The organism is Paenarthrobacter sp. NPDC091711 (genome assembly GCF_044756605.1).
Taxonomy (GTDB): Bacteria; Actinomycetota; Actinomycetes; order Actinomycetales; family Micrococcaceae; genus Arthrobacter.
This window is the reverse complement of sequence record NZ_JBIVTF010000002.1, coordinates 1-22,218: the sequence shown is the minus strand read 5'-3', so window position 1 is coordinate 22,218 and position 22,218 is coordinate 1. Positions and strand designations below refer to the sequence as shown.

At 60.8% G+C, this 22,218-nt stretch carries 20 protein-coding genes; 15 read left to right on the top strand and 5 right to left on the bottom strand.

Annotated elements, in window-relative coordinates; translation table 11 throughout:
* Window positions 1-17: 17 nt before the first annotated feature.
* Window positions 18-1,238, top strand: coding sequence for a pyridoxal phosphate-dependent aminotransferase (locus ACIQH5_RS03370; RefSeq protein WP_400400281.1), 1,221 nt, complete (start codon window positions 18-20; stop codon window positions 1,236-1,238).
* Window positions 1,239-1,291: 53 nt separating this feature from the next.
* Entirely contained in the window at window positions 1,292-2,146 is an 855-nt protein-coding gene (locus ACIQH5_RS03365; protein WP_400400279.1) for a polyphosphate kinase 2 family protein, read from the top strand.
* A 66-nt stretch (window positions 2,147-2,212) separates the two neighbouring features.
* Here the strand turns inward: ACIQH5_RS03365 and ACIQH5_RS03360 are convergent, their stop codons facing one another.
* Window positions 2,213-2,488 (bottom strand): exodeoxyribonuclease VII small subunit, encoded by a 276-nt coding sequence (locus tag ACIQH5_RS03360; RefSeq protein WP_400400277.1) that lies wholly within the window; start codon window positions 2,486-2,488, stop codon window positions 2,213-2,215.
* Window positions 2,489-2,562: 74 nt separating this feature from the next.
* Entirely contained in the window at window positions 2,563-3,840 is a 1,278-nt protein-coding gene (xseA, locus tag ACIQH5_RS03355; protein ID WP_400400275.1) for an exodeoxyribonuclease VII large subunit, read from the bottom strand.
* Window positions 3,841-4,023: 183 nt separating this feature from the next.
* Here xseA and ACIQH5_RS03350 point away from each other — a divergent pair, with 183 nt between their 5' ends.
* Both ACIQH5_RS03350 and ACIQH5_RS03345 read left to right on the top strand, forming a co-directional pair.
* Window positions 4,024-4,887: a hypothetical protein gene (locus tag ACIQH5_RS03350; protein ID WP_400400273.1), complete on the top strand. Its 864-nt coding sequence runs from the start codon at window positions 4,024-4,026 to the stop codon at window positions 4,885-4,887.
* Between the two features lie 50 nt (window positions 4,888-4,937).
* Window positions 4,938-6,023, top strand: a complete 1,086-nt coding sequence (locus ACIQH5_RS03345; RefSeq protein WP_014922310.1) for a 4-hydroxy-3-methylbut-2-enyl diphosphate reductase — start codon at window positions 4,938-4,940, stop codon at window positions 6,021-6,023.
* A gap of 87 nt (window positions 6,024-6,110) precedes the next feature.
* On the opposite strand, the gene ACIQH5_RS03340 is transcribed toward ACIQH5_RS03345, so the two are convergent.
* Window positions 6,111-7,385 carry a DNA recombination protein RmuC gene (locus ACIQH5_RS03340; protein ID WP_400400271.1) on the bottom strand — a complete coding sequence of 425 codons (1,275 nt, stop codon included), beginning with the start codon at window positions 7,383-7,385 and terminating at the stop codon, window positions 6,111-6,113.
* A 111-nt stretch (window positions 7,386-7,496) separates the two neighbouring features.
* On the opposite strand from ACIQH5_RS03340, the gene ychF reads away from it, so the two are divergent.
* On the top strand, window positions 7,497-8,582 hold the full coding sequence (gene ychF, locus ACIQH5_RS03335; RefSeq protein ID WP_026546223.1) for a redox-regulated ATPase YchF: 1,086 nt from the start codon (window positions 7,497-7,499) through the stop codon (window positions 8,580-8,582).
* Between the two features lie 122 nt (window positions 8,583-8,704).
* Here ychF and ACIQH5_RS03330 read toward each other — a convergent pair whose 3' ends face one another.
* Window positions 8,705-8,830, bottom strand: coding sequence for a hypothetical protein (locus ACIQH5_RS03330; RefSeq protein ID WP_400400268.1), 126 nt, complete (start codon window positions 8,828-8,830; stop codon window positions 8,705-8,707).
* Between the two features lie 61 nt (window positions 8,831-8,891).
* Here ACIQH5_RS03330 and ACIQH5_RS03325 point away from each other — a divergent pair, with 61 nt between their 5' ends.
* From ACIQH5_RS03325 to ACIQH5_RS03305, 5 genes are all read left to right on the top strand, one after another.
* On the top strand, window positions 8,892-9,359 hold the full coding sequence (locus tag ACIQH5_RS03325) for an SRPBCC domain-containing protein (protein ID WP_400400266.1): 468 nt from the start codon (window positions 8,892-8,894) through the stop codon (window positions 9,357-9,359).
* Window positions 9,360-9,682: 323 nt separating this feature from the next.
* Window positions 9,683-11,365 carry an ABC transporter substrate-binding protein gene (locus tag ACIQH5_RS03320; protein WP_400400264.1) on the top strand — a complete coding sequence of 561 codons (1,683 nt, stop codon included), beginning with the start codon at window positions 9,683-9,685 and terminating at the stop codon, window positions 11,363-11,365.
* Between the two features lie 124 nt (window positions 11,366-11,489).
* Window positions 11,490-12,419, top strand: coding sequence for an ABC transporter permease (locus tag ACIQH5_RS03315; protein WP_400400262.1), 930 nt, complete (start codon window positions 11,490-11,492; stop codon window positions 12,417-12,419).
* Complete coding sequence (locus ACIQH5_RS03310) at window positions 12,409-13,353, top strand: ABC transporter permease (RefSeq protein ID WP_400400260.1); 945 nt, start codon at window positions 12,409-12,411, stop codon at window positions 13,351-13,353. Before ACIQH5_RS03315 ends, ACIQH5_RS03310 begins: the two co-directional genes overlap by 11 nt.
* 10 nt (window positions 13,354-13,363) lie before the next feature.
* Window positions 13,364-15,073 carry a dipeptide ABC transporter ATP-binding protein gene (locus ACIQH5_RS03305; RefSeq protein WP_400400258.1) on the top strand — a complete coding sequence of 570 codons (1,710 nt, stop codon included), beginning with the start codon at window positions 13,364-13,366 and terminating at the stop codon, window positions 15,071-15,073.
* A 173-nt stretch (window positions 15,074-15,246) separates the two neighbouring features.
* Here ACIQH5_RS03305 and ACIQH5_RS03300 read toward each other — a convergent pair whose 3' ends face one another.
* Complete coding sequence (locus ACIQH5_RS03300; protein WP_400400256.1) at window positions 15,247-16,089, bottom strand: SGNH/GDSL hydrolase family protein; 843 nt, start codon at window positions 16,087-16,089, stop codon at window positions 15,247-15,249.
* 282 nt (window positions 16,090-16,371) lie between these two features.
* On the opposite strand from ACIQH5_RS03300, the gene typA reads away from it, so the two are divergent.
* The 5 genes from typA (at window position 16,372) to ACIQH5_RS03275 (ending at window position 22,078) form a co-directional block, all read left to right on the top strand.
* Entirely contained in the window at window positions 16,372-18,288 is a 1,917-nt protein-coding gene (gene typA, locus ACIQH5_RS03295; RefSeq protein WP_062072937.1) for a translational GTPase TypA, read from the top strand.
* 33 nt (window positions 18,289-18,321) lie between these two features.
* A complete protein-coding gene (locus ACIQH5_RS03290; protein WP_400400254.1) occupies window positions 18,322-18,753 on the top strand; it encodes a hypothetical protein in 432 nt (143 codons plus the stop codon).
* A 319-nt stretch (window positions 18,754-19,072) separates the two neighbouring features.
* Window positions 19,073-19,399, top strand: coding sequence for a ferredoxin (fdxA, locus tag ACIQH5_RS03285; protein WP_024817464.1), 327 nt, complete (start codon window positions 19,073-19,075; stop codon window positions 19,397-19,399).
* Window positions 19,400-19,413: 14 nt separating this feature from the next.
* Window positions 19,414-20,562: a succinyldiaminopimelate transaminase gene (dapC, locus tag ACIQH5_RS03280; protein WP_400400252.1), complete on the top strand. Its 1,149-nt coding sequence runs from the start codon at window positions 19,414-19,416 to the stop codon at window positions 20,560-20,562.
* Window positions 20,563-20,794: 232 nt separating this feature from the next.
* Entirely contained in the window at window positions 20,795-22,078 is a 1,284-nt protein-coding gene (locus ACIQH5_RS03275; RefSeq protein WP_024817462.1) for a citrate synthase, read from the top strand.
* Window positions 22,079-22,218: the final 140 nt, after the last annotated feature.

Genomic DNA, 22,218 nt, shown 5'->3' with positions numbered 1-22,218 from the left:
TGTGGCATATTTGAGGGATGGCGAATTTCAAGCAGTCCACCAAGCTTCATAATGTCCTCTACGACATCCGTGGACCGATTCTTCAGGCCGCCCAGCAAATGGAAGCGGAGGGTCACCGGATCCTCAAACTGAACATCGGAAACCCGGCACCTTTTGGTTTTGAAGCCCCCGACGCCATCTTGGTGGACATGATCCGCCACCTGCCTAATGCCCAGGGCTACAGCGATTCCCGTGGCATTTTCTCTGCCAGGACCGCGGTATCGCAGTACTACCAAACACGTGGCATCCAGAACATCCATGTTGACGACATTTACCTTGGCAACGGGGTCAGTGAGCTCATCACCATGTCCCTGATGGCGCTCTTGGACGACGGCGACGAGGTATTGATTCCTACTCCGGATTATCCGCTGTGGACCGCGTCTGTCGCCCTTGCCGGGGGCCGTCCCGTGCACTACCTCTGCGACGAAGAGTCCGGATGGCAGCCCGATCTTGAGGACATGGAATCCAAGATCACGCCGCGGACCAAGGGCATTGTGGTGATTAACCCCAACAACCCCACCGGCGCCGTGTACCCGGAGGAGACACTCAAGAAGATTGTGGCTTTGGCGGAAAAGCATGGGCTGGTTCTTTTCGCTGATGAGATCTACGAAAAGATTCTTTACGAAGACGCCGTCCACGTGAACCTTGCCGGGCTCACCGGGGATGACGTGCTGTGCCTGACGTTCAGTGGATTGTCCAAGGCCTACCGTGTGTGCGGTTACCGCGCCGGCTGGATGGCTATCTCCGGTCCCAAGAAGGATGCCGCGGATTACCTCGAAGGCATCAACCTGCTGGCCAACATGCGGTTGTGCGCCAACGTCCCAGCGCAACATGCCATCCAAACCGCTCTGGGCGGCTACCAGAGCATCAACGATCTCATACTTCCCGGCGGCAGGCTCCTGGAGCAACGCAACAAGGCCTACGACCTCTTGAACGCGATCCCGGGAGTCAGCACCCAGCAGGCCAGGGGCGCCCTGTACCTGTTCCCGAAGTTGGACCCGGATGTGTTCCATATCAGGGATGACGAGAAGTTCGTCCTCGATCTGCTGAAGGAACAGAAAATTCTGGTGTCCCATGGGCGTGCGTTCAACTGGGTTCGCCCGGACCACTTCCGAATGGTGACTTTGCCCAACGTCAAGGACATCGAAGAAGCCATTGGGCGCATGGCGGACTTCCTGTCGAGGTACCCGGGCAACTAGCCTGAGGTCCATGGCCGCGCCACAGGGGCGCGGCCTGGCAGAAAGGCACGCCAATGGCTGCAGCAGTTGAGTTCGCCAAAAGTCCGGCCGAAGTACTGAGGGTGGGGTCCGGGTTTTCGCTGGCAGGCGTGGATCCTGACTCCACTCCCGGCTACACGGGCGGGAAAACGGAGGGCAAAGCACTGCTGGAGGCACAGGATGCGCGGCTGGCGGAGCTGCAGGAAAAGCTCTTTGCCGAGGGCAGGGCGGGCAGCGAGAAACGGCTCCTGTTGATACTCCAAGCCATGGACACTGCCGGGAAAGGTGGCATTGTCAGCCACGTAGTGGGCGCCATGGATGTCCAAGGCGTTCAAGTATCAGCATTCAAGGCCCCAACTGACGAGGAAAAGTCGCACGATTTCCTGTGGAGGATCGAGAAGCAAGTCCCTGCCGCCGGAATGGTGGGAGTCTTTGACCGGTCACAGTACGAGGATGTCCTGATCCATCGCGTTCACGGATGGGCCGACGCTTCCGAGTTGGAGCGCCGGTATGCTGCGATTAATGACTTCGAGACCCGTCTTGCCGAGCAGGGAACCACCGTGGTCAAGGTCATGCTCAACATCAGCAAGGACGAGCAAAAGAAGCGACTCATTGCCAGGCTCGACGATCCCACCAAACACTGGAAATACAGTCGGACGGACCTCGCTGAGCGGGCCTTCTGGGATGACTATATGGACGCCTATAGCGTGGCCTTCGAGAAGACCTCAACGGAAAATGCTCCCTGGCACGTGGTGCCGGCCAACAAGAAGTGGTACGCGCGCATCGCAGTGCAGCAGTTGCTGTTGGATGCGCTCGGGGGTCTGCAGCTGGACTGGCCCAAAGCAACCTTCGACGTCGCCGAGGAGCGCGCCCTCGTCATGGAGTCCTAAGCCGCTAGGTGGCCGCCCGTCGTTGGAACGGGCCGTTTGCTGCTCGTACCTGGGTGCTTTGCGTCCCTACTTGCTGCCTGCCGACGCTCCGCCGTCCTCGCTTGCCTCGCGGGCGGTCGCCAGCCGTTTGCGGGCGCCTTCAAGCCAGTCCTCGCAGCGCTTGGCCAGTGCCTCGCCACGCTCCCAGAGCGCCAGGGATTCTTCCAGGCTGGCTCCGCCTGCCTCCAAGCGTCCCACTACCGCCACAAGTTGTTCGCGGGCTTCCTCGTAGCTCAGTCCGTCAAGGGATTCCGGCGTCGGGGCGCCTTGAGGGGTCGGTGCTGCCTGGCTGTTTTCGGTCATGATGGTCCTTCGTGGTTGTGACGGTGTAACCGGCGAATCAAGGGGCGACTGTGCGGTGCATTCTGGAAGAGCTGTCAGCGTTCCATGATGTGACCTGCCCCAGCGGAAACGGCCCTGAAACGGCCCTCAGCAACGCGGATGCTCAAGGATGTTCCGTCCGGAGCTTCATCGGGGCTGCTGACCACGTGATGACCCGCTTGGTCCTCACCCATGAGCTGAACAACGGCATAGCCGCGGTCCAGCGTCTTTTGTGGGGACAAGGCACGGACCTGCGCACGCAAGTGGTGGACTTGGTCCAACGCCCTGAGAACCGCGGTGCTTACCGCGGAATGGGTCCTTCGCTGGAGGCGGTGGATGTCTTCGAAGCGGGCATCCACCATGGAGGCAGGAGTGGCCAATACGGGCCGGGACCTCAACGCGTGGAGTCGATCCGTCTCCCGGTCCACCATGCGGCTGATACTTCTGCGGAGATGGTCCCTGGCCTGCCGGACCATGGCCAGTTCCTCGGCCACGTCCGGAACGATGCGCTTGGCGGCATCCGTTGGCGTAGACGCCCGGAGGTCCGCGACGTCGTCCAGGATGGGACGGTCCGCTTCGTGGCCGATCGCGCTGACAATCGGTGTAGTGGCTGCTGCCACGGCGCGAATGAGGTCCTCATTACTGAACGGCAAGAGGTCTTCCAAGGCGCCGCCGCCGCGGGCAAGGACAATGACATCCACGTGTGGGTCAGCGTCCAGTTTCTTCAACGCTCCAATGATCTGTGAAACGGCGGTGTTGCCTTGAACAGCTACTTCGCGGACGTCGAACTCAACCGCTGGCCAACGCAAGGCCGCGTTGCGCATGACGTCCTTTTTGGCGTCGGAATCCCTGCCGGTGATGAGGCCGATTCGATGAGGGAGAAGGGGAAGCTTCCGTTTCCGGGAGTCCGCGAACAGGCCCTCGGCTGCCAACGCTTGGCGTAGCCGTTCAATCCTTGCCAGCAGATCGCCCAGGCCCACAGGACGGATGTCCTTCACGGACATGTTGAGGCGTCCGGTCTTGACCCAGAAGTCCGCCTTCACCAAGGCAACCACCCGGGAACCGCGTTCCAGGGGTACCTTTTGGCGGTCAAGCACCGTTGACCAGACTGATGCGGGCAAGGATATTTCAGCGTCAACATCACGCAGTGTCAGGAATGCGTTGCCACCCCGCCGGTTCAGTTCAATGACCTGACCCTCAATCCATGCGGCCGGCGCCCGCTCAATGTGTGCTTTGAGCTTGCGGGACAGCAATTGCAAGGGCCAGGGGTTGTCCGGGCTGGTTTCTGCCGCCGTCCCGGGCAAGGTGGATTCCGGCGTTGCTTCAGCGGACATGGGTGGCCGTTGCCTGGTTCAGTCGCCGTGCTTGTACCTGCATTGTCATAGTCCTCGCTCAGGGGTGCGGCTGTGAGTGCCAACCGGCCTTCCAACTCTATCCATAGCTTGGGCGGGGCCTCCGACATTTTTCCTGTCATGTGGACAGACCTAGGATGGTGGCATAGCCCCCGAGCCTCAAGGATGACCTTGCGTACTTTTGTTTCAGCATTGGGAGTGATCCTCGCTTTACTACTCACAGCGGTTGCAGTTCCGATCGCGTGGGTTGACCAAAACATCGTCAAAGAAGAGGGCTTCGTCCGTTTGGCGGGTGGGCTGGGCAACGATCCTGAATTCCAAAGCCGGCTGGCCGCCGCCGCCGTGGGGACCTTCGAGGCCTCCGTGGAACTTCCAGGACCCATCCAGTCCTTGGCGGCCGACGCGCTCCGCAGCGCAGCATCGGGCATGCAATCGTGGAGCGACTACCCCCAAGCGTGGGAAGAGACAGTACGCAACAGCCACAGATTGAACTTCGGCGCGGTGAACCAAAGCGAGGAGACTGCTGCCACCACTGCTTTGGTCCTTGATATCAGCCCGTTGGTCCGGCTCATCCGCGATCATTTCGCCGAGGCAACCCGGATCAGGATTGATGTTCCTGCCGAAAGCCTGGTGTCGTTGGGAGAGCCCTCACACCGCCAACTGGTGGAGCGGGTGGCTGCTTTTGCGCCCCTATGGTGGGTGGCCGCCCTCGGTGCTTTGATATCCCTGTTGCTGGCCCTTGTTGCCGCGCGACGTCGTTCGCTGGTGCTGGTCTTACTGGGGCTTGGCGGATTGGCGCTTGCTGCACTCTGGACGGCAGGTGCGGACCTCGCAGGAGGAGTGGTTGGCAACCTGTCCAGCGCTAACGGCGTGGCTGAATTGTTCAAGCAGGAGTTCCTCACCGCAGCCAAGACCGGCTTCGGCGAATGGATCCTGATCGCAGCGGTGGCATCCGGTGCGGTCTTTGTGGCAGGCGTCATAGGCTCTGTCGTGTCAGGGCGACGAGGGTCACGTTCGGCCAGCAGCTAAAGTCCAGCCCGATAGCGGGGAGGCAAAGTTCGGCCCGGTAGCATGGAGGAATGACCAGCACAGCAGTTTCCATTCCTATGCCCACGGTGCCCCGCAGACGCCGTTCCCCGGAAGAGGTTCAGGCAGCGGCGCCCGTAACGGGTCCCAAGAAGGTTCTGTTGGCAGCTCCTCGAGGCTATTGCGCCGGGGTGGACCGGGCTGTCATTGCTGTGGAGAAGGCCCTGGAGCACTACGGTCCTCCCGTCTACGTACGCAAGCAGATCGTCCACAATGTGCACGTGGTCAGCTCCTTGGAAGAACAAGGGGCCATCTTCGTCGAGGAGACCGATGAGGTTCCCGAAGGCGCTCTGGTGATCTTCTCCGCGCACGGTGTCTCCCCGGCAGTGGTGCAATCAGCCGAGGATCGCGGCCTGCGCACCATCGACGCAACCTGTCCCTTGGTCACCAAAGTGCACAAGGAAGCCGTGCGCTTCGCCAAGGAAGATTACGACATCCTGCTCATTGGTCACGAAGGCCATGAGGAAGTCGAAGGAACAGCCGGTGAAGCCCCGGAGCATATCCAGATCATCAACGGACCTCATGAAGTAGACAAAGTCACCGTCCGTGATCCGGAGAAAACCATCTGGCTTTCTCAGACCACCCTCAGCGTGGACGAAACCATGGAAACCGTTCGCCTCCTCAAAGACCGGTTCCCCACGTTGCAGGATCCCCCCAGCGATGACATTTGCTACGCCACCACCAACCGTCAGGTGGCCATCAAGAAGATCGCACCCCAGGCTGACCTGGTGATCGTTGTGGGCTCGGCTAACTCCTCCAACTCTGTGCGGTTGGTTGAAGTAGCCCTCGAATACGGCGCCAAGAGCTCATACCGCGTGGATTTCGCCAACGAAGTGGACGAGTCCTGGTTCGAGGGTGTTGCCACCGTCGGTGTCACTTCGGGTGCGTCCGTTCCTGAAGTGCTCGTCAAGGACGTCCTGCGACTCTTGGCTGACTACGGTTACGGCGAGGTCCAGGAAGTGGTGACTGCTGAGGAAGATCTTCTCTTTTCGCTTCCGAAGGAACTGCGGGCCACCTTGAAGAAGGCCGGCGACGTGACACGGGCCCTTGGCGGCCGTGGAAACCGTCCGACGTCCTAACAAATACACGTTACAAAACAGGCCCGCCGTGGTTGCTTTCCTTCGGGAAAGTCCACTGCGGGCCTGTTCAGTTAAGCCGCTAAACCATTAGGCTGCCGACTCCCGGTCCTCGCTGTCATCTTGCTCGCGGGCCGTGTCCTGATGACCGCGGGTGTCCACGGCAAGAAGCTCCGGAGCTGCCAACGCACGCGGGACAACCTCAACGGACATCGGCGCGGCGAGGCCAGCATCGTCCATGGTGTTGAGCTTGCGTGCCGTCGGGAGCACGCGAGCCTCCAGCGTGCCCACCATGGCGTTGTAGCGATCCACAGACGTCTTCAAGGAGCTGCCGAGCTTGCTGACATTCTCACCGAGTGTGCCCATGCGTTCGTAGAGCTGCTTGGCGAGCTCAAACAGTTCGTGGGCGCTATCGGTGAGGACATCCTGTCGCCAGGTAAATGCCACAGACTTGAGGACTGCCAGCAAGGTGCCCGGCGACGCCAGAACCACATTCCTGGACAAGGCATGTTCCAGTAGAGCGGGATCGGCTTCAAGGGCTGACGCCAGGATGGACTCTGCCGGAAGGAAGCAGATCACCAGCTCGGGGGAGTTCCCCGGAATGTCCCAGTATTTCTTGGCCGCCAGAGCATCGATGTGGGCCTTCAGAGCCTTCGAGTGCTGTGCCAGCAGGGTCTTGGAGTCATGGTTGACGGCGGGGCCCACAGATTCGCCGAATGAACCGTCTCCGTGGAGTTGTTCCTGGGCAGCGAGATAGGAAGCCAAGGGCACCTTGGCATCTACTACCAGTTGCTTACCACCAGGAAGCTGGACCACCAGGTCCGGACGCAGCGTGTTGTCGTTACGTCCCGAATGAACCTGCTCATGGAAATCCACGTGCCTGAGCATTCCGGAGGCCTCCACCACCCTGCGGAGCTGAACCTCGCCCCATTGGCCGCGTGCACTGTTGGAACGCAATGCTGAGGCCAAGGCGTGTGTTGACCGCAGGAGCTGCTCATCAGACGATCGCGCATCTTGCAGCTGCTGGGCCAGCTGGCCGTACTGCTCCACCCTGTCTCGCTCAAGGAGCGAAACCTGCTGCTGGACCGCTGTGAGCTTTTCGGCCACGGGAGCAAGCGCGCGCAAAACGCTTCCGTCAGAATTCCTTGCTGCGCTCAACTCGCGGTTCTGTGTAAACAAAAGCCGGCGTTCGGCGTCGGCCGCTGCGAGCTGTGCCGTCACTTCCGAAAGCCGTGAGGAAACGGCGTCGAAGTCTTCTTCCAGGCCGGCGCCCCGGCGTCGGAAGACAACATAGCCGGCCGCGAGACCAACCGCTGCACCAATCAGCAGCATGAGCAGGGCCAATACCAATCCAAATCCATCCATGTGGCAACCCTGTCACAGGGCTACGACAGTTTAAGCGAGGCGGCAGGCGTGGGCCGGGTTTGCAGGTGGTGACAACCCCGGACGTGGTTCCAACGGGTAGAATCAATGCTCGTGGCTCTTACTATTGGCATCGTCGGACTGCCCAACGTCGGCAAATCAACTCTTTTCAACGCACTGACTCGTAACCAGGTGCTCGCTGCGAACTATCCGTTCGCAACGATTGAACCCAACGTCGGCGTGGTCAACCTGCCGGATCCGCGTCTGGCCAAGCTGGCTGAGATCTTCGGTTCGCAGAAGTTGCTGCCGGCTCCCGTGTCCTTCGTGGACATCGCCGGCATCGTCAAGGGTGCCTCCGAGGGCGAAGGCCTGGGCAACAAGTTCCTGGCCAACATCCGTGAAGCAGAGGCCATCGCGCAGGTTGTCCGCGTCTTTGACGATCCCGACGTCATCCACGTGGATGGCAAGGTTGATCCGCGCTCCGATATGGAGACCATCAACACTGAGCTGATCCTGGCAGACCTTCAGACCATCGAAAACGCCATCCCGCGTATCGAAAAAGAAGTCAAGATCAAGAAGCGTGAAGCAGCCGAACTGGCCGCCATTAAGGCAGCCCAGGCGGTTCTGGAACGTGGCGACACCATCTTCTCCTCGATCAAGAGCGACAAGCTGGAGATGGAGCACCTCAAGGAGCTCGGACTCCTGACCGCGAAGCCGTTCATCTACGTCTTCAACGCCGACGAAGGCATCCTGGGAGATCAGGAAAAGCAGGATGAGCTGCGTGCTTTGGTGGCCCCTGCTGATGCGGTGTTCCTTGATGCCAAGCTCGAATCCGACCTCGTTGAACTGGACGAGGAAGAGGCCCGCGAAATGCTGGAAATGAACGGCCAGAGCGAATCCGGCCTGGACCAGTTGGCGCGTGTTGGTTTCCACACCCTTGGCCTGCAGACCTACCTCACGGCTGGCCCCAAGGAAACCCGTGCCTGGACCATTCGCCAGGGCGACACCGCACCCCAGGCGGCCGGCGTAATCCACTCCGATTTCCAGCGCGGCTTCATCAAGGCTGAGGTTGTCTCGTTCGATGACCTGATCGACGCCGGTTCCATGGCCGAGGCCAAGTCCCGCGGCAAGGTTCGTATTGAAGGCAAAGAGTACGTGATGGCCGACGGCGACGTGGTGGAGTTCCGCTTCAACGTTTGATGCTGCCAGGCGACCCAAAGAAGCTGTAGCGCTTTAGCAGGCCGCAGGCTATGAAGTCCAAGACTTCGTTGCCTGCGGCCTGCTTTTTTCACGCGCCATCTGTGTGTCCGGCGTGGAGTCCGTTAGGAATCTCCGGTCTCGTTGTCAGTTTGTTCTTGTTCAGTGTCTGGCTTGTCGTGCGTTTTTCTGGGGATCTTTCCCTCAACATCAGCCGGGACGGGCGGGTCCTTCTCTTCATCGGTAGACATTCGCCCAGCATAATGGGTCAGGATGTAGCAGCCTCGCGTACCGGCAACTTCAAGGAGAACCATGAATCGTGATCTAGACCTCGTGATCGAGCGGGTCATACGGGCCTCCCGGGCCACCGTTTGGAGCGCCTGGACTACGCCTGAACTCTTCGAGCAGTGGTGGATTCCCGAGCCTTACACATGCAGCGTGGAATCGTTCGCACCGCATGCCGGTGGCGGATTCATAACTTCCATGAGCGATGACGGTTCTGCGTTCGTTCCTCATATGGACGCCGCTTTCCTCGTTGTTGATCAGGGAGAGCGCCTGGTGTTTACCAATGCCGTTGACAGCAGTCTTCGGCCCGCCCGCCCGATGCCCGTCGCGGTGACTGGGGAGGTTACTTTCACCGACCACACAGAAGGAACCTTGTACCGCATTGTGGCGCGGCACGGGGATGCGGAGTCGCTCGCACAGCATGAACAGCTTGGCTTACAGGAGGGCTGGAGCCTGGTCACCGCACAATTGGCCGCAGTAGCCGAGCGTCAATAGCCTCCACTACGTCTGTTCTTCAAACGCAAGGACTGAGCCTCGGACCCATGGGACCGGGGCTCTTTCTCTGCCCAAAAATCGCCCTGTCCTGCTGTCAGACAGCGAATGCTACCACCGGGTAACGTTTGACTTGAAATCCGCGCCAATTTAGGCATGTGTAGGTTGCGGAACGGTTACAGTTTGGCCAGCATGTCCCATCATCTGGACACAATGTGGGTAGGCTTACACTCACATGTAGGCAACGTCACAGTAGGAAACTGTGCCTGTGCCTGGGGGATATCACGAATTTCCCCTGCTCAACTCCACGACTCATAGGAGGCGGAATGCGTTTCTCGCGCACTTCCAAAGCTCTAGGCGTAGCGGCGATCATCGCCCTCGCAGCGACCGGTTGCGGCGGCGGTGGCGGCAGCAATACGAATAGCTCGGCCGCAACTGACCCGAACAAGGTCATTTCCGCATACAGCAACGAACCGCAGAACCCGCTGCTCCCCGCCAACACCAATGAGGTGTACGGTGGCCGCGTCGTCGAGCTGCTGTTTGAAGGCCTTCGCGCCTACGACTCCGACGGCAAGCCCGTCAACGCCCTGGCGGAGTCGATTGAGACAACCGACTCGCAGAACTGGACCATCAAGGTCAAGTCCGGCGCCAAGTTCACCAACGGTGAGGCCATCACGGCCAAGACCTTCGTTGATTCCTGGAACTTCGCCGCGCTGAGCACCAACCTCCAGAACAACGGCTTCTTCTTCGAATCCATCGAAGGCTACGCCGATGTAAGTGCAGTCACCGAGACCACCGGAGCCGACGGCAAGAAGACCTCTACTCCGGCCCCGACGGCACAGACCATGTCCGGTCTTGCTGCGACAGACGATCAGACCATCACGGTCAAGCTTGCTCAGCCTGAAGCAGACTGGTCGCTGCGCCTCGGCTACTCCGCTTTCTACCCGCTTCCCTCTGAGGCTCTGAAGGACCCGAAGAAGTTCGGCGAGAACCCGATCGGCAACGGCCCGTACAAGTTCGAGAAGGAGGGTGCCTGGGTACACGACCAGTCCATCTCCCTGGTCAAGAACGCTGACTACACGGGTCCGCGTGCTGCTAAGAACGGTGGCGTGACCTTCAGGTTCTACACCGATCCAGGCCCCGCATACACGGACCTGCAGGGCGACAACCTCGACATCACCGACGTTGTTCCGTCGAACGCCTTGAAGACCTACACCACGGACTTCCCGGACCGTAACTCCACGCGTCCGAACGCCAACAACGCCACGCTGAACATCCCGGGCTACAACCCGAACTTCCAGGGTGAAGCTGGTCTCCTGCGCCGCCAGGCTATGTCCCATGCGATCAACCGCGACGAGATCACCAAGGTCATCTTCAACGGCACGCGTACCCCGGCCACTGAGTTTACGGCCCCGGTCCTCGACGGTTACAACGACGCCATCCCGGGCAGCGATGTCCTGAAGTTCGACGCTCAGAAGGCCAAGGATCTCTGGGCACAGGCCGAGAAGATCAAGCCTTACGACGGTTCAAAGCCGCTCCTCATCGCCTCCAACACTGACGGTGGCAACAAGGAATGGATCGACGCCGTTGCCAACGGTTTCAAGAACAACCTCGGCATTGAGGCTGAAATCCAGCCCTTCGCGAAGTTCGCTGAAGTTCTGGACCTGCGCAAGTCGCAGTCCCTCCCGGGCCTGACCCGCGCCGGCTGGCAGGGTGACTACCCGTCGCTCTACAACTTCCTCGGACCTGTTTGGGCAACCAACGCATCGTCCAACTACGAGAAGTACTCGAACCCTGAATTCGACAAGCTTCTCAAGGAAGGCCTTGCAGCCAAGACTCCGGAAGACGCCAACAAGAAGTTCAACGAGGCACAGGAGATCCTGTTCAAGGACCTCCCAGGCTTGCCCCTGTGGTACCGGGCAACCCCGATCGTTTGGAGCAACAACGTTGTCTCAGCCGAAACGGGCTGGAACGGCGGCATCCGTTACTTCGACATCGAGGCCAAGTAGTCCTCAGGATCTGAACTTGCCTTAGGGCAGAGGGGGTCCGGCCAAAGCGCCGGGCCCCCCTTGCTTGCTTGGCAGGAAGGCGCACATGAAACAGCAACACCCGACCACCGGAGAGGGGTGACCCGTGGTTCGCTTCATTTTCCGTAGACTCCTCCAGGTCATCCCGGTATTTCTGGGGACCACGCTCCTCGTGTACTACATGGTCTTCGCACTACCCGGCGACCCCATTGCCGCTCTCTTCGGGGATCGCCAGCCACCGCAGAGCGTCATCGACGCTTTGCGGGCCCAGTACAACCTGGATCAGCCGTTCTGGGTTCAGTACGGGCTCTTCATCAAGAACTTGTTCACTTTCAACCTCGGCGTTGACTTCACCCAGCAGCCAATTGCCGACTCCCTTGCCAGGGCTTTCCCTGTCACGGCGATGCTCGCCATTGAAGCCCTCATCATCCAGGCCGTGTTCGGGATTGCCTTCGGCGTTTTTGCCGGTCTCAAAAAGGGCAAGTGGTTCGACTCCACCGTCCTGGTCGTCTCGCTTCTGGTGATTGCAGTCCCGACCTTCGTTTTGGGCTTCGTTTTCCAGCTTGTGTTCGGGGTCCAGCTCGGCTGGGCCAAACCCACGGTGGGTGCCAACGCTGATTGGGGCAATCTGATCCTTCCTGCGGTTGTGCTGGGCCTTGTCTCCTTTGCATACGTACTCCGACTGACGCGTGCTTCTGTCAGCGAAAACATGAACGCGGACTACGTACGAACCGCTACTGCCAAGGGCCTTTCCCGGCCGCGCGTGGTGATGGCCCACATCCTCAGGAACTCGCTGATCCCGGTGGTGACCTATTTGGGTGCCAACCTCGGTGGGCTCATGGGTGGCGCCATTGTTACCGAGGGCATCTTCAACGTCCCCGGAGTGGGTAACAAACTCTTCCAGGCGATCTCACGCAGCGAGGGCCCCACCATCGTTGCCATCGTGAGCGTCTTGGTCTTGGTTTTTGTTATCACCAACCTCCTGGTTGACCTCCTGTACGCCTGGCTTGACCCGAGGATCCGCTATGACCAGTAATTACGAACACTTTGTGGCCCCCGTTGAGGAGACGCCCCTTCTGGCCACTGATGCCGTCAAGACAGATCAGGCGCCCCTGAGTCTTTGGGCTGATGCCTGGCGCAAGCTTCGCCGCCGCCCGCTGTTCATCGTCTCCTCTCTGCTCATCCTGCTCCTTGTGGTAGTTGCTCTCTTCCCAGGGTTGTTTACCAGCGTGGAACCTAACAACGACTGCCAACTGGCCAATTCGGAGGGCGGTCCTACTGCAGGCCACCCGCTCGGTTTCACCCTGCAAGGCTGCGACGTATATTCCCGTGTGATTCACGGAACGCAGGCCTCCTTGTCGGTCGGCGTCCTGTCCGTGCTCGCTGTCGTCATCATCGGCGTCTCCCTTGGTGCGCTGGCTGGATACTACGGCGGCTGGTTGGATTCTGTTCTCGCGCGTCTGGGCGATATCTTCTTTGCCCTGCCGATCATCCTCGGCGCTTTGGTCATCACGCAGCTTCCGCTGTTCCGCGAGAACAGGAGCGTGTGGACGGTGGTCCTGACGATTTCCCTGCTCGCATGGCCACAAATGGCACGCATCACCAGAGGCGCCGTCATCGAAGTGCGCAATGCGGACTTCGTCACGGCTGCCCGTTCGCTGGGTGTCTCCAAATTTGGTGCACTGGTCAAGCACGCGCTGCCGAACGCTTTGGCTCCCGTGATTGTCCTCGCCACTCTGGAATTGGGCGTTTTCATTGTCCTCGAAGCCACCCTGTCCTTCCTGGGTGTCGGGCTGCCCGGCAGCGTGATGTCGTGGGGTAACGACATCTCCGCGGCCAACGCGTCCATCCGCACCAATCCGGGAATCCTGCTCTACCCGGCAGCCGCCCTGTCCATCACCGTCCTGAGCTTCATCATGCTTGGCGACGCCGTCCGCGATGCTCTTGATCCCAAGAGCCGTCAGCGCTAAGGAGGCGAACATGACTTCTGCCAACATCAGAATTGATGAAGCCACGGCACCAGTACGGCCCATCCTGGAGATCAAGGACCTGGCCATCACCTTCAAGACCGGTTCCGGTGAGGTCAAGGCGGTTAAGAACGCCCACTTGTCCATCATGCCGGGCGAGACGGTCGCCATTGTGGGGGAGTCGGGTTCAGGAAAATCGACGACGGCGCTGGCCGCCATCGGCTTGCTGCCCAACAACGGACGCGTCTCCTCCGGGCAGATACTGCTCGACGGCGAAGACATCGCGCACGCTTCGGAGAAGCGCATGATCGAGCTCCGTGGCAGCCACATCGGCATGGTTCCCCAGGACCCGATGTCCAACCTGAACCCGGTATGGAAGATTGGCTACCAGGTACGCGAAACCCTGAAGGCCAACGGTCGACCTGACAGCCCCGAGGACGTTGCCCGCGTCCTTGCTGAAGCGGGCCTCCCGGACGCTGCGCGGCGTGCCAAGCAGTATCCGCACGAATTCTCCGGCGGTATGCGTCAACGTGCGCTGATCGCCATCGGCCTGAGTTGCCAACCCAAGCTCCTGATTGCCGACGAGCCAACCTCGGCATTGGATGTTACGGTGCAGCGCAGAATCCTGGACCACTTGGACAAGATGACCACTGAGCTTGGCACTTCCGTGCTGCTCATTACCCACGACCTCGGCTTGGCAGCCGAGCGGGCTGACAAAGTCATTGTCATGTACCAGGGCAACGTGGTTGAGGCAGGTCCTTCCTTGGATCTGCTGCGCAATCCCCAGCACCCGTACACCCGTCGTTTGGTTGAATCTGCACCTTCCTTGGCTTCGCGCCGTATCCAGGTGGCCAAAGAGCAGGGTGTGGAATCTGAAGATCTTCTGGCACCTGTGGCAGTTGCGCAGGACCGCGCCCAGGACGAGGTCCTCCAGATCAAGAACCTGCGCAAGATTTACAAGCTGCGTCAGGGACTCGGCCAGACGTCGGATTTCGCTGCTGTTGACGATGTCAGTTTCAGCGTCAAACGCGGAACAACCACCGCAATTGTGGGCGAGTCCGGTTCGGGCAAGTCAACTGTCGCCAAGATGGTTCTGCAGCTGGAAAAGCCCACAGAGGGCCAGATCATTTTTGATGGCGTGGACACCGCGGGGCTGAAAGGCAAGGAACTCTTCAAATTCCGCCGCCGCGTGCAGCCCATCTTCCAGGACCCTTACGGCTCCTTGGACCCGATGTACAACATCTTCAGGACCATTGAAGAGCCGCTGCGCGTGCACAAGATCGGTAACGCGGCCAGCAGGGAGAAGAAGGTACGCGAGCTCTTGGACCAGGTGGCTTTGCCGCAGTCCATGATGCAGAGGTACCCTAACGAGCTCTCAGGTGGCCAGCGCCAGCGCATCGCGATCGCACGGGCCTTGGCTTTGGACCCCGAGGTGATCATCTGTGATGAGGCTGTCTCAGCACTCGACGTTCTTGTCCAGGCACAGGTCCTGAACCTGTTGGCAGATCTTCAGGACAACCTTGGCCTGACCTATCTGTTCATTACCCACGATCTCGCGGTTGTCCGCCAAATCGCAGACCACGTCTGCGTGATGGAAAAGGGCAAGTTGGTGGAGACGGGCAGCACGGATGACGTCTTCGACAACCCGCGCGAGGCGTACACGCAAGCACTCCTGGATGCCATTCCGGGTGGTTCTCTGCTGTTGCCACCTGCCGTGGCCTAACCGGCGTCGAGCGTTTAGCGGCTGCCTAGCAACAGAGCCGGTGGTGCCCTTCCGAAGGGAACCACCGGCTCTAGCCGTTTAACACACTTGTTGTGGGGCCTGCTTTGCGCGCCAAAGAGCGCAGTAAGCACGCAGGGCGGGCCCCACAACGCCAGTTATGACGACGCCGCGGGCTACTTAGCCGGCTCGGAACTGTCCAAGCGTGCCGTGAGGCCAAGGGCGGTGAATTCGCGCGCCAGTGCGGCGCCCAGCTTTGCGTGCCCGGCAGGCTTCAAGTGCACGCCGTCTTGGAGATCTCCGATCGCGTCGTAGCGGGTGAGCCAGTCGCCCGCGCTGACGAAGGGGATGGCGTGCTTGGCAGCGATCCGGCCAAGGAGCGCATCGACTTCCGTGCGACGTCCACCGCCATTGCTCACGCCCCTGGCAAGGGTTCCAATCATGGCCAAGGTGGTTCCCGGGTAGCTTTTCTTCAGGGCAGCGAGGAGTCGCTCGCAGTTACTGGTGATCTGCGCGTCGGTGGCTCGTTGGGTGGCGTCGTTACCGCCGCCCTGGATCACAATCAACGGTGGGTCTCCGAAGGGAAGCACCCAGTCACCGCGTTGCAACGCATCGATGTAGTTGCCGGTCTTCCCATTGCTTGCCACATAGCCGGTGCCGCCCATGCCCACGACATGCAGTTTGTAGCCCATGGCTGCGATGCCTTGCTGGGGCCAGGAGTCCTTCGGCATTGACTGGGAATCGCCAATAAGCACCGCGGTGTGCCGAACGTCGGCCAGAACCAGTTCGCTGCGGTTGTTGGCGGGGTTCTTATACAGCGAGCCCACGGGCAGGTTGAGGGAACTGGGAGCAGGGGCAATCCGCAGCGGCTTGTCCGCGGCTGCCGTCTTCGCGGGCCCGGGCACGGTTGATCCAGAGGGGGCCGTGATTGGCGCTGGGCTTGGTCCGCAGCCCACCAAGAGAACGCCTGCGGCGATCAATGGTGCGAGCATGCGGAACACGGCCGGAGCTTGTCGCATCGTTGTTCTCCACGTGGCACTGGTTCTGATGCCAATCATGGTGCACGCGACAGGGAAAATCCAGCATTTGGACTTGCGTTTACGTAACATCACAGCCGTGTGAGCGGGGCCACAATGCAGCGCTCAATAGCTTGCTTTTTAGGCTCAGAAATGCAACTGCGTTTAGACTGGATGCAGGTGCCCTGTGTCCCGGGGTCTTTTCGCTGTGTGTTCCGATCATGTGATCAGGTATGCGCGCGGATACAAACAGCTGACTTCACCACTGAAACGAGTCATTAACGCATGTCTGAAACCATCACCAACACTGCGTCGCGGAGCGATCTGCGCAACGTCGCGATCGTCGCACACGTTGACCACGGCAAGACCACCCTGGTTGACGCCATGCTCAAGCAGACCAACTCCTTCGCTTCCCATGGTGAGGTTGAGGACCGTGTCATGGATTCCGGTGACCTGGAGCGCGAAAAGGGCATCACCATCCTCGCGAAGAACACCACGGTTGCCTACAACGGCCCGTCGTCCAACGGCGAGACCATCACCATCAACGTCATCGACACCCCCGGCCACGCCGACTTCGGTGGCGAGGTAGAGCGCGGTCTCTCCATGGTTGACGGCGTCGTCCTGCTGGTCGACTCCTCTGAGGGCCCCCTGCCCCAGACCCGGTTCGTGCTCCGTAAGGCTCTCGCCGCGCACCTTCCGGTCATCCTCCTGGTCAACAAGACCGACCGTCCCGATGCCCGCATCGACGAAGTGGTCCACGAGTCCATGGACCTGCTCCTCGGCCTCGCCTCGGACCTCGCCGACGAAGTTCCGGACCTGGACCTGGATAAGGTCCTCGAAGTTCCCGTCGTCTACGCCGCTGCCAAGGTTGGCCGCGCCTCCCTGGACCAGCCGGCCAACGGCTCAGCACCGGAGAACGAGGACCTTGAGCCCCTCTTCAAGACCATCATCGAGCACATCCCCGCTCCGACGTACAACCCGGACGGCGTGCTGCAGGCACACGTGACCAACCTGGACGCATCGCCGTTCCTTGGCCGCCTTGCCCTGCTCCGCATCTACAACGGCACCCTCCGCAAGGGCCAGACTGTGGCCTGGGCACGTGCCAACGGCGAGCTCAAGAACGTCAAGATCACCGAACTGCTTGCTACCAAGGCCCTGACCCGCGTTCCCGCTGAGTCTGCCGGTCCGGGTGAAATCGTTGCTGTTGCCGGCATCGAGGAGATCACCATTGGTGAAACCCTGACGGATGCCGAGAACCCGCAGCCGCTGCCGCTGATCACCGTGGACGATCCCGCGATCTCCATGACCATCGGTATCAACACCTCGCCGCTGGCCGGCAAGGTCAAGGGCGCCAAGGTCACTGCCCGCCAGGTGAAGGATCGCCTGGACAAGGAACTGATCGGTAACGTCTCCATCAAGGTTCTCCCCACCGAGCGTCCCGACGCCTGGGAAGTTCAGGGCCGTGGTGAGCTCGCGCTGGCCATCCTGGTTGAGCAGATGCGCCGTGAAGGCTTCGAGCTGACCGTGGGCAAGCCGCAGGTTGTCACCAAGACCATCGATGGCAAGCTCCATGAGCCGATGGAACACATGACCATCGACGTACCGGAAGAGTACCTCGGTGCTGTCACGCAGCTCATGGCTGCCCGCAAGGGCCGCATGACCAACATGGCCAACCACGGTACCGGCTGGTGCCGCATGGAGTTCATCGTTCCTGCGCGTGGCCTGATCGGCTTCCGCACCCGGTTCCTCACGGACACCCGCGGCGCCGGTATTGCTGCTTCCATCTCCGAAGGCTACGAGCCGTGGGCCGGCCCGATCGAATACCGTACCAACGGTTCCATGATCGCCGACCGCGCCGGTGTTGTGACGCCGTTCGCCATGATCAACCTGCAGGAGCGCGGTTCCTTCTTCGTGAAGCCCACCTCCGAGGTCTACGAAGGCATGATCGTGGGCGAGAACTCCCGCGCTGACGACATGGACGTGAACATCACCAAGGAAAAGAAGCTCACCAACATGCGTGCGGCTTCCTCTGACACCTTCGAGAACCTGACGCCGCCGCGCGACCTGACCCTCGAAGAGTCCTTGGAATTCGCCCGTGAGGACGAGTGCGTTGAGGTCACCCCGGAATCGATCCGTATCCGCAAGGTCATCCTGGACTCCAACGAGCGCGCCAAGGCTAACCGCGCCCGCGCCAAGTCCTAGCCCGAACTGACTGACACGGTCAGGCATAGCTGAATGAAGAGAGGGGTCGCCGGTACGGTACGCGGAATTTTCGCGGCTGTACCGGCGGCTCTTTTCGTTGCCCTGGGAGGGACGGGGCTGCACCGGCAGACCATACTGTGGTCCGGCGTTGAACTCCCGTGGGGCGTCATCGCAGCCCTGCTGCTGCTGGCGTCCGTACAGTTGTGGCTCGCTGCCTGGTCCCGCTCGGTGGTACCGGCGGCGGTGGCAGGCGTGGTGAGCTACGCCGTCGTCGGAATCCTGTCCTCAGCCGGTCCGGCCAAGCAGTTAATTCCGGGCGACGCCGTGGGGAACGTCTGGGTTTTCGGCATCGGCGGAGTGACGTTAATCATGCTTGTGGTCATCAGTCGGCTGCCCGTCAGTCGGACGCGGCGCGCACGGATTGCCGGCGCGGCGGCGGAGGTGGAACCTCTTTCGCCGCGATAACCATAGCCAGCGGAATGTCGACGTCGGTCGTGCGGGTCCGGACTGTACAGGCGCCTTCGGTGGTTCCTACGAGATAGCCCAGAGCGTCCGTCAGCCCGTCCTCGATCCTGTACCGGACCACCACCCGGATTCCTGGCTCTGCGTTGAGGAGGAACTGTTGGGGCGGCAAATTCGGGGGAGTCACCGTTTCATACTAAGACGCGGGCTAGGTTGGCGTTAGCGCACTGTTGGATAATAGGCTCGGAAGTTGAGTGCCCGGCATGATGCCGGCAGTGTTACCCCGGCCATCGCCGGGACAAACCGTGGAGAGGTCTGGGACGTGACGTACGTAATCGCGCAGCCGTGTGTGGATGTCAAGGACAAGGCATGTATTGAAGAGTGCCCTGTCGACTGCATTTACGAAGGTGAGCGTTCCCTCTATATCCACCCCGATGAATGTGTCGACTGTGGTGCCTGTGAACCCGTGTGCCCTGTTGAGGCCATTTACTACGAGGATGACACCCCGGAAGAATGGGCCGACTACTACAAGGCCAATGTTGAGTTCTTCGACGACCTCGGTTCCCCGGGTGGAGCGGCCAAGATCGGCAATACGGGTAAGGACCACCCGTTCATCTCCGCACTGCCCCCGCAGAACCAAGACCACTAAGGGCGGTTGTTTCGTTGATTTCCGCGGCGCCGGCTTTCGGCCTGAACCTGCCTGACTACCCGTGGGAGGCTATGGCGCCGTATGTTGCCACAGCCGCTAAACACCCCGGTGGCGCAGTGAATCTTTCCATCGGCACGCCGGTGGACCCCACTCCCGGACTCATCCGTGAGGCACTTGCTGCGGCTTCGGACGCCCATGGCTACCCCACGGTGCACGGCACCGAGGCCCTGCGCCAAGCCGTGGTGGACTGGTTCGCCAGCCGCCGTGGAGTGCCGGGGCTGGACCCCAAGGACGTCATGCCAACCGTCGGCTCCAAGGAGCTCGTGGCCTGGTTGCCGTTCCTGCTTGGTTTGAGTGCCGGCGATGTTGTTGTCAGGCCTACCGTTGCTTACCCGACGTACGATATCGGCGCCTCACTTGCAGGTGCCACGGCGGTTGCTGCGGATGACCTCGACGAACTTGATGCAGCCACCCGCGCGAAGGTTCGTTTGATCTGGATCAACTCGCCCGGCAATCCCACGGGCAGCGTCCGTGATGTTGAGTCTCTCCGCAGGATCGTTGGCCAGGCCCGCGAGCTCGGCGCCGTTGTGGCTTCGGATGAGTGCTACGCCGAGCTGGGTTGGGGCGAATGGGATGCCCAACGCGGGGGAGAAGCTGTGCCCAGCATCCTGGATCCCCGCGTCACCGGCGGCTCCACGGACGGCCTGCTGTGCGTGTACTCGCTGAGCAAGCAGTCCAACCTTGCTGGATACAGGGCAGCCTTCGTAGCCGGGGATTCCGCCATCATGGCCAACCTGGTGAACAGCCGTAAGCATGCGGGCATGATTGTTCCCTACCCCGTGCAGGAAGCCATGCGCGTTGCACTGGGCGATGCCGGCCACGTGCTGGCCCAGAAGGATCTGTACCGCGGACGCCGCGAGAGGATTGTGCCTGCGCTGGAAAAGTTCGGGCTGACCATCCACGAATCCAAGGCCGGGCTCTACTTGTGGTCCACGGCCGGAGAAGCAACGTGGGACACCGTGGCGCGGTTCGCTGACTTCGGCATTGTGGTGGGCCCGGGCGTTTTCTATGGAGACGCCGGTAACGGATTCATCCGGGTGGCCCTCACCGGCAGTGATGAACGAATTGATGCCGCCGTGGAACGGCTTACCACAGGGTCATAACAATGCTGTGACTTGCACCACTAATAGCGTCATTCCGCCAGTAACCGGACGGTACGGATTAGTTCCGTAGGGTTACTGGCGGTAGCTTTTTAACTGACTATCAATGGTGGCCTTCTCTAAGAATGCACTTCGGCCGTTGGAGCCCTGCAACAGTAGGGCCGAAGGCGGCGGCACCAGAAGGTGGTTGGACAAGCGTTCGATAGAGGCCCTGAGGCCTCATGAAGGGGACTCCATGACTGAGACCACCAGCGCGACACTGCGCCATGCCGGCGGCGAACTCGAACTGCCGCGCATCAAGGTTGTAGAAGGAAACGAAGGCTACGACGTTTCCAAGCTGCTGAAGCAGACGGGCGCCGTTGCCTATGACCCCGGCTTCATGAACACAGCGGCCACTACCTCGGCCATCACCTACATCGACGGTGACGCAGGCATCCTGCGCTACCGCGGTTACCCCATTGAGCAGCTCGCGCAGCACTCGAGCTTCCTCGAAGTTTCCTACCTGCTGATCTACGGCAACCTTCCCACTCCTACGGAGTTGGAAGAGTTCGATCAGAAGATCCGCCGCCACACACTCCTGCACGAAGAGCTCAAGGGCTTCTTCGGCGGGTTCCCGCGTGACGCCCACCCCATGCCGGTGCTCTCCTCGGCTGTTTCTGCACTGTCCACGTTCTACCAGGACTCGCTGGATCCCTTCAACGCGGAGCACGTGGAAGTTTCCACCATCCGCCTGATGGCCAAGCTGCCGGTCATCGCCGCCTACGCGCACAAGAAGTCCATCGGCCAGCCGATGCTCTACCCGGATAACTCCATGAACCTCGTGGAGAACTTCCTGCGCCTGAGCTTCGGTCTTCCGGCCGAGCAGTACGAAATGGATCCGGTAGTAGTCAAGGCACTGGACCTCCTGCTCATCCTGCACGCAGACCACGAGCAGAACTGTTCCACGTCCACCGTGCGCCTTGTGGGCTCCTCCAACGCCAACCTCTTCGCGTCGGTTTCCGCGGGCATCAACGCCCTCTTCGGCCCCGCACACGGTGGCGCCAACGAGGCCGTGCTGAAGATGCTCCGCCAGATCCAGGCCGACGGCATCAAGCCCGAGGACTACATGGAGAAGGTGAAGAACAAGGAAGACGGCGTCCGCCTCATGGGCTTCGGACACCGTGTCTACAAGAACTACGATCCCCGCGCCAAGATCATCAAGGCAACGGCACACGAAGTTCTGGGCAAGCTCGGCGGCAACGACGAACTGTTGGACATCGCCATGCGCCTGGAAGAGAAGGCCCTGGCTGATGACTACTTCATCCAGCGCAAGCTGTACCCGAACGTCGACTTCTACACCGGCCTGATCTACAAGGCCATGGGCTTCCCGGAGAAGATGTTCACGGTCCTCTTCGCCATTGGACGCCTGCCGGGCTGGATTGCCCAGTGGCGCGAAATGATCAACGATCCCCAGACGAAGATCGGCCGTCCGCGGCAGCTCTACACAGGGGAGCCGGAGCGCAACTACCCGGCCAACTGACACGGTAACAGCGTCAATTACGACGGCGGGGGGGGCCCCCCCCGGGGGGGGGGGGGGGCCCGCGGGGGGGGGGGGGGGGGCGGCTAGTGGGGGGGTGGGCCGGGGGGGGGAGCGGGGGGGGTGACCCAAGTGTGGGTGTG

Excerpts from the sequence above, each read along its gene's own strand:
- ACIQH5_RS03305 (WP_400400258.1), top strand. The coding sequence starts at position 13,364 with ATGACTTCTGCCAACATCAGAATTGATGAAGCCACGGCACCAGTACGG.
- typA (WP_062072937.1), top strand. The coding sequence starts at position 16,372 with ATGTCTGAAACCATCACCAACACTGCGTCGCGGAGCGATCTGCGCAAC.
- ACIQH5_RS03300 (WP_400400256.1), bottom strand. The coding sequence starts at position 16,089 with ATGCGACAAGCTCCGGCCGTGTTCCGCATGCTCGCACCATTGATCGCC.
- ACIQH5_RS03360 (WP_400400277.1), bottom strand. The coding sequence starts at position 2,488 with ATGACCGAAAACAGCCAGGCAGCACCGACCCCTCAAGGCGCCCCGACG.
- ACIQH5_RS03275 (WP_024817462.1), top strand. The coding sequence starts at position 20,795 with ATGACTGAGACCACCAGCGCGACACTGCGCCATGCCGGCGGCGAACTC.
- ACIQH5_RS03320 (WP_400400264.1), top strand. The coding sequence starts at position 9,683 with ATGCGTTTCTCGCGCACTTCCAAAGCTCTAGGCGTAGCGGCGATCATC.
- ACIQH5_RS03330 (WP_400400268.1), bottom strand. The coding sequence starts at position 8,830 with ATGTCTACCGATGAAGAGAAGGACCCGCCCGTCCCGGCTGATGTTGAG.
- ACIQH5_RS03325 (WP_400400266.1), top strand. The coding sequence starts at position 8,892 with ATGAATCGTGATCTAGACCTCGTGATCGAGCGGGTCATACGGGCCTCC.
- ACIQH5_RS03310 (WP_400400260.1), top strand. The coding sequence starts at position 12,409 with ATGACCAGTAATTACGAACACTTTGTGGCCCCCGTTGAGGAGACGCCC.
- ACIQH5_RS03370 (WP_400400281.1), top strand. The coding sequence starts at position 18 with ATGGCGAATTTCAAGCAGTCCACCAAGCTTCATAATGTCCTCTACGAC.
- ACIQH5_RS03350 (WP_400400273.1), top strand. The coding sequence starts at position 4,024 with ATGACCTTGCGTACTTTTGTTTCAGCATTGGGAGTGATCCTCGCTTTA.
- ACIQH5_RS03365 (WP_400400279.1), top strand. The coding sequence starts at position 1,292 with ATGGCTGCAGCAGTTGAGTTCGCCAAAAGTCCGGCCGAAGTACTGAGG.
- ACIQH5_RS03290 (WP_400400254.1), top strand. The coding sequence starts at position 18,322 with ATGAAGAGAGGGGTCGCCGGTACGGTACGCGGAATTTTCGCGGCTGTA.
- ACIQH5_RS03345 (WP_014922310.1), top strand. The coding sequence starts at position 4,938 with ATGACCAGCACAGCAGTTTCCATTCCTATGCCCACGGTGCCCCGCAGA.
- ACIQH5_RS03340 (WP_400400271.1), bottom strand. The coding sequence starts at position 7,385 with ATGGATGGATTTGGATTGGTATTGGCCCTGCTCATGCTGCTGATTGGT.
- xseA (WP_400400275.1), bottom strand. The coding sequence starts at position 3,840 with ATGTCCGCTGAAGCAACGCCGGAATCCACCTTGCCCGGGACGGCGGCA.